Origin of the sequence: Flavobacterium sp. Root935 (assembly GCF_001429295.1) — a bacterium.
Taxonomy (GTDB): Bacteria; Bacteroidota; Bacteroidia; order Flavobacteriales; family Flavobacteriaceae; genus Flavobacterium.
Genome location: NZ_LMJL01000007.1, coordinates 418,479 through 424,549, shown reverse-complemented (window position 1 = coordinate 424,549; position 6,071 = coordinate 418,479). Strand labels below are relative to the sequence as shown.

The window sequence follows — 6,071 nt, the reverse complement described above, 5'->3', positions numbered from 1 at the left end:
TTCGTTATTTTTCTACCAATGAAACATTCCTACGGAATGATAACTGGTTTCAAAATTTAAACTTCTCTTTTTTATTATCTGTGTTTGATTGTTCCGTAGAAACATTTCATCGGTAGCAAAATATATATTGTTATCATTTTTACGTTACGTAGGAACGTTTGATTTTGATTTTTTACAATCCAATAACACAAACCTTCCTATCGAACGTACATACGGACGATCGTTATTGTTTTTTCTACAAACGAAATATTCCTACGGAATGATAACCTGATATAAAAAAAACTTAGAACCTCAGCATCTCAGAACCTTAGCAACTTAAAAAAAACTAATTCCATCCTCCGCCCAATGCCTTATACAATTGAACCATAGAGCTTAATTGTTTTTGGGTTAATTGAGAGAGACTTAATTGTGCTTCAAACAGCGATCGTTGTGCATCTAGAACTTCTAAGTATGAAACATAGCCATTGTAATATCTAGCGTTTGAAAGATCATAGTTTTTTTGTGCTGCTACGACCTGTCTATTTCTTGCTGTCCATTCTTCTTTGTACATTTCCACATTTTGAAGTGAATTTTCTACTTCCGAGATAGCGGTTAAATAGGTTTTTTGGAAACTGAATTTTACTTCTTCCGCAATTTGTCGATTAACATCTACACGACGTTTGTTTTTTCCGAAGTTGAAAATGGGACCTGTAACTCCAGCGCCCGCATTCTGGAAATAAGAACCATCATTAAATAAATCTCCAACCGCAATACTGGTAAAACCTGCAACTGCGGCAATGTTGAATGACGGGTAGCGCATTGCCTGCGCAACGCCGATTCTTTCATAAGCGGCTTTATATAAATATTCCTGACGTTTCACATCTGGTCGATTTTCTAACAAAGCTGATGGAACAGAAGTTGGAAAATTATTCAAAATCAATAGTTCGCTATTCGTTTTTCCGCGCGGAATAGGCTGCGGAACTTGCCCGACCAAAATCGAAATTGAATTTTCCAAAGCTGTAATTTGTCGTTTGATTGCGGGAATATTGGCTTCGGCAATGGCAACCTGCTGTTCAATTTGTACTTTGTCTAATTCTGCAACGTAACCGCTTATAAAACGTTCGTTGATAATGTCATATGCTTTTTGTCTCGTTTCTAAAGTATGAATGGTGATTTCCAACTGATTGTCATAATCACGGAGTTCAAAATAAGAAATGGCAATGTTGCTCACAATATCAGAGAGAATTACTTTTCGGGCTTCATCAGTGGCTAAAAGTTCATTTTGCAAAGCTTTATTCTGATGACGGTATTTTCCCCAAAAATCCAATTCCCAAGACATATTGGCCAATGCAGATGATGGCTGCATAATAGTTTCGGCACTATTCACTTGACCAGAATATTGAAAAGAAGGATATAAATCTGCTTTAGCGATTCCGAGATTGGCTCTTGCTTGTTCTATACGTGCCAGCGCAATTTTGAGATCATAATTGTTTTGAATTCCTTTTTCGATCAGGCCAATTAAGACATCATCGTTAAATATCGATGACCATTTTATAGTTTTTACAGAGTTTGTCGTATCTCTGTTTTGATCGCCATAACGGAAAGAATCTGCCTGAGGCTGTTCGGGTTTGACATATTTTGGTCCAACCATACATCCACAAGGAAAAACAGCCATCAAAAATAACGCTAAAAGTATTTTTAGATTTTTCATTTTTCTTCCTCTTTAGGTTCATCGATTTCCTCAGATTTTTTCTTTCCGAATGTTTCAATAAATACAAATAAAACCGGAATCAAACATACACCTAAAATAGTGGCGACAAGCATTCCGCTAAAAACCGTCATTCCCATTACTTTTCTGGCTTGTGCTCCAGCGCCGCTCGCCGTTAACAACGGAACAACGCCTAAAATGAAAGCAAAAGCCGTCATTAAAATTGGTCGGAAACGTAATTTAGCGGCATAAAGGGCAGCTTCTTTAGCGGGCATTCCTTTTTCATATTCTTCTTTGGCAAACTCTACGATTAGAATGGCATTTTTCGCCGCGAGTCCAATCAGCATTACGAGTCCAATTTGTGCAAAAACATTATTCACATAATCTGGACTTAATAATCGGCAGAGATATAAGCCAAGAAAAGCACCGAAAACGGCAAAAGGTGTTCCGAGTAAAACGCTGAAAGGCAGTTTCCAGCTTTCGTACTGCGCAGCAAGAATCAAAAACACGAAAAACAACGCCATGATAAAAACAGTGTTCCCTTTTCCTTCAGCTTGTTTTTCCTGATAACTCATATTCGCCCACTCATAACCCATTCCTGCTGGGAGGACTTTTGCAGCGGTTTCCTGTAAAGCAGTCATGGCTTCCGCTGAAGTAAATCCAGGTGCAGGTGTTCCGCCAATTTCGGCAGCACGATATAAATTAAAACGTGTCGTAAATTCGGGACCACTTTCTTTTCTAATAGTCGCAATACTCGAAATCGGAATCATTTTATTATCACGGCTTCGGACAAAGATTTTATTAATGTCCTCAGGATTAACGGTAAAACTTGGATCTGCCTGAAGCAAAACAATATACTGTCGTCCGAATTTGTTGAATTCGTTGATGTATTGTCCTCCCAAACTGGCACCAATTGCCAAGTTGACATCGGATAAAGAAAGATTTAATTCTGATACTTTTTCTCTGTCGATATCGAGACTAATCTGCGGCACATTCGGATTAAAGGTCGTTCGGATGGTTCCAATTTCGGGTCGTTTTTTAGCTTCGGCCATAAATTGCTGTGCATTCTGGAAAAGATACTGGGGCGTATTCCCTTCTTTGTCCTGCAACATCATCGAGAATCCAGCTGCATTTCCAATTCCAGTAATCGGCGGAGGCCCAAAAGCAAAAACAGTAGCTTCGGGAATTCCAAAAACAACTTTTCCGTTTACTTCTTTTAAAATCTGGAAAACATCTTGTTCCCGTTCTTTCCATTCTTTCAAAGCCACAAAGAAAAATCCGTTATTTGTTGCTACTGAGTTTTTGATTAAACTAAAACCAGCAACAGAAGTGTAATATTCAACACCTTGATTTTTAGATAAAATATGTTCTACTTTTTCGATGACTTTGCTGGTTCTTTCTAGCGAAGAAGCGCCGGGAAGTTCAATATTGACAAACATGTAACCTTGATCTTCTTCAGGAACAAAGCCGCCTGGAATTTTTGCTCCCAATAGAATAATAACTCCAACGACAATTCCGATAAAAATTAAACTTCGGGCTGTTTTTTTAATTAAAAAACCAGAGAAACCAGTGTATCTATTGGTAAAAGCGCCAAACTTTACATTAAACCATTTAAAGAATGTGCCGAGCCATCCTTTTGCTTCCTGATTTGGTTTTAATAAAAGTGAACATAAAGCCGGACTTAAGGTTAATGCACTTAAAGCAGAGAAAATCACAGAAATAGCAATCGTAATGGCAAACTGCTGATACAATCTTCCCGTAATTCCTGGTGTCAAAGCAACTGGAATAAATACTGCAGTTAAAACAATAGCAATGGCAATTACAGGACCTGAAACTTCGCGCATGGCTTGGTTTGTGGCTTCTCTGGGTGACATTCCTTGTTCGATGTGATGCATTACAGCTTCTACAACCACAATAGCATCATCGACTACAATTCCGATGGCGAGTACTAATCCTAAAAGAGAAAGTACATTTATCGAAAATCCGAGTAACGGGAAAAGCATAAACACTCCGACTAATGAAACCGGAACGGTTAATAACGGAATTAAAGTCGCGCGCCAGTTTTGGAGAAAGATAAAAACCACAATGATTACCAGAATAATGGCTTCAACTAAAGTGTGCATGATTTCGTTAATTCCTTCAGAAATAGCTAAAGTCGTGTCTAATGAAACAGCATATTTTAAATCTTGAGGAAATCTTTTGCTTAATTGTTCGATAGTGTTTTTTACATTTTCGGCAACTTCAAGAGCGTTTGAACCCGGCATTTGTTTTATTCCGATAGTTCCTGCTGGATTTCCATTTAATTTTGCGACTGATGCATAACTTTCTGTTCCTAAAGTTACAGTTCCAATATCTTTAAGTCGGACTTGTTGATTGCTAATGTTTGATTTTAAAATGATGTTTTCGAAATCCTCTGGATTCACCAGACGATCTTTAAGCATGACGTTATAGGTGAATTCGTTATTGTCTGTTGCTGGCGGAGCGCCAAATTTTCCTCCTGGGGCAATGGCGTTTTGTTCCTGAATTGATTTTATAATATCGGGAACTGTTAAGTTGTACTTTGCCATTATATCGGGCTTGACCCAAATTCGCATCGCATAATTACTTCCTCCGTAAAGGGTAACTTCTCCAACACCTTTGATACGGGCGAGAGCGTCTACAAGATTGATGCTCGCGTAATTGGTCAAAAAGTTATTGTCGAAAGTTTTGTTGGGAGAATACAAAGATAAAATCAACATGGGCATTGATAACGATTTTTTGGTCGTAACTCCAGTTGTCTTTACATCGTTTGGGAGTTTATTGGTGGCTTCTGCAACTCTATTTTGGGTTAACATCGTCGCGTTGTCCAGATCTGTACCCATATCAAAAGTGATAGATAGTGTCATACTTCCGTCACCAGTATTAGTCGACTGCATGTAAAGCATATTTTCGACTCCATTTACTTTTTGTTCTATGGGCGTAGCAACGGCTTGTTCAACATTCAAGGCATTTGCACCTCGATAACTGGTAGAAACCTGTACTAATGGCGGTGCGATTTCGGGATACTGCGCAATTGGCGTTGACAAGATCGAAAGTCCTCCGATAAGAACAATAAATATCGAAAGTACGATGGCAACGATTGGTCGTCTTACAAAGAAATTATCCATAGCCTAGTCGTTTAGAGATGATGCAATCTGCTTTTTATCTTTATCTGCGACATAGGGAACTGGAACAACTGTCGATCCAGGCTGAATAAACTGATTGCCAATAATGGCGACTTTTTCGTTGGCTTTTAAACCTTTGGTAATAATCCAATCGACACCAATTTTCTGACCCACTTCGACCATTCGGGTTTGAATGGTGTTTTTGTTATCAATAATGGAAACCTGAAAAAGCCCCTGAATTTCGGTAACCGCTTTTTGTGGCACGACAATGGCATCTTTTTGTGTTCTGAGTAAGACACGAACTTTTGCAAATTGCCCAGAACGTAAAGTACCGTCTGGATTTGGAAATTGGGCTTCTATAGTTACGGTTCCTGTAGTGGGATCGATTTTAGTGTCTGAGAAGTTCAAGCTTCCTTTGTACGGATGGGTGCTTCCGTCAGAAAGTATGAGTTGTAAATCTGTGATACGTTCTCCGGCTTTGACCTGCTTTTGATATCTTAAATAATCAGATTCACTCACAGTGAATTGTACTCTTACTTTTTCTAATTTTGAAACAGTATTGAGTTTTGAGGCATTACCGACTTTGGTAATATAATCACCTAATCTAGCGTTCGAAAGTCCGATGACACCGTCAATGGGAGATTTTATATTAGCGTAGCTTCGCTCAATCTGCTGGTTTTTTAAACTTGCCAGCATGCTCGAATAATTAGAACGTGCCGCTTTTTCTTTGGCTACAGCCGCATCCAATTCGCGTTTACTCACGGCATTCATTTCAGCGAGCGGTCGAATTCGTTTTAATTCTTCGTCAGCATTGGCTAGTGCACTTTGTGATGCCGCAACTTGTCCGCGGACTTGTTCTACTTTTGTGTCATATTCCAGCGGATCTATGGTGTAGAGGAGTTGCCCTTTTTTAACCCGTTGTCCTTCTTTAAAGTGAATTCCAGTTAGAATTCCGTCAACTCTTGCGATTAATTCAATGTCTAAATCTCCAAAAGTCTGCCCGGCAAAATCTTTATAAATGGGCACATCTTCACTCTTGACCGTTACAAACGGAGCCTGCATGGGAGGCGGAGCTTTCGGTTGTTCTTTTTTGCAAGAGCAAAAGATTGTTAAAAATAAAAAAATGGGGAAGAGCGGTTTGGGTAGTTTTAAAGCATTCATAAGCATAAATGTTAAAATTGACTATATAAATGTAGTGAATTAAATGTAATGCACTGATAAACAGTGTTTGTTTTTTATTA

Annotated in this window: 4 protein-coding genes; 1 reads left to right on the top strand and 3 read right to left on the bottom strand. The window is 38.7% G+C overall.

Translation table 11 applies throughout. The features are described 5' to 3' along the window. Positions 1–325: 325 nt before the first annotated feature. From ASE40_RS03360 to ASE40_RS03350, 3 genes are read right to left on the bottom strand one after another with little or no spacing between them, the layout of a single operon-like run. Entirely contained in the window at positions 326–1,690 is a 1,365-nt protein-coding gene (locus ASE40_RS03360; protein ID WP_057115384.1) for an efflux transporter outer membrane subunit, read from the bottom strand. After that, positions 1,687–4,833: an efflux RND transporter permease subunit gene (locus ASE40_RS03355; protein ID WP_057115383.1), complete on the bottom strand. Its 3,147-nt coding sequence runs from the start codon at positions 4,831–4,833 to the stop codon at positions 1,687–1,689. The genes ASE40_RS03360 and ASE40_RS03355 overlap by 4 nt, the downstream gene beginning before the upstream one ends. 3 nt (positions 4,834–4,836) lie before the next feature. Next, complete coding sequence (locus tag ASE40_RS03350) at positions 4,837–5,892, bottom strand: efflux RND transporter periplasmic adaptor subunit (protein WP_057115382.1); 1,056 nt, start codon at positions 5,890–5,892, stop codon at positions 4,837–4,839. Between ASE40_RS03350 and ASE40_RS21950 the strand changes: the two genes are divergently transcribed. Beyond that, complete coding sequence (locus tag ASE40_RS21950; protein WP_157848496.1) at positions 5,891–6,034, top strand: hypothetical protein; 144 nt, start codon at positions 5,891–5,893, stop codon at positions 6,032–6,034. The two genes, ASE40_RS03350 and ASE40_RS21950, sit on opposite strands and share 2 nt — an antisense overlap. Positions 6,035–6,071 lie beyond the last annotated feature (37 nt).

Coding starts and splice junctions, on each gene's coding strand:
- ASE40_RS21950 (WP_157848496.1), top strand. CDS start 5,891: ATGGGAGGCGGAGCTTTCGGTTGTTCTTTTTTGCAAGAGCAAAAGATT.
- ASE40_RS03350 (WP_057115382.1), bottom strand. CDS start 5,892: ATGCAGGCTCCGTTTGTAACGGTCAAGAGTGAAGATGTGCCCATTTAT.
- ASE40_RS03355 (WP_057115383.1), bottom strand. CDS start 4,833: ATGGATAATTTCTTTGTAAGACGACCAATCGTTGCCATCGTACTTTCG.
- ASE40_RS03360 (WP_057115384.1), bottom strand. CDS start 1,690: ATGAAAAATCTAAAAATACTTTTAGCGTTATTTTTGATGGCTGTTTTT.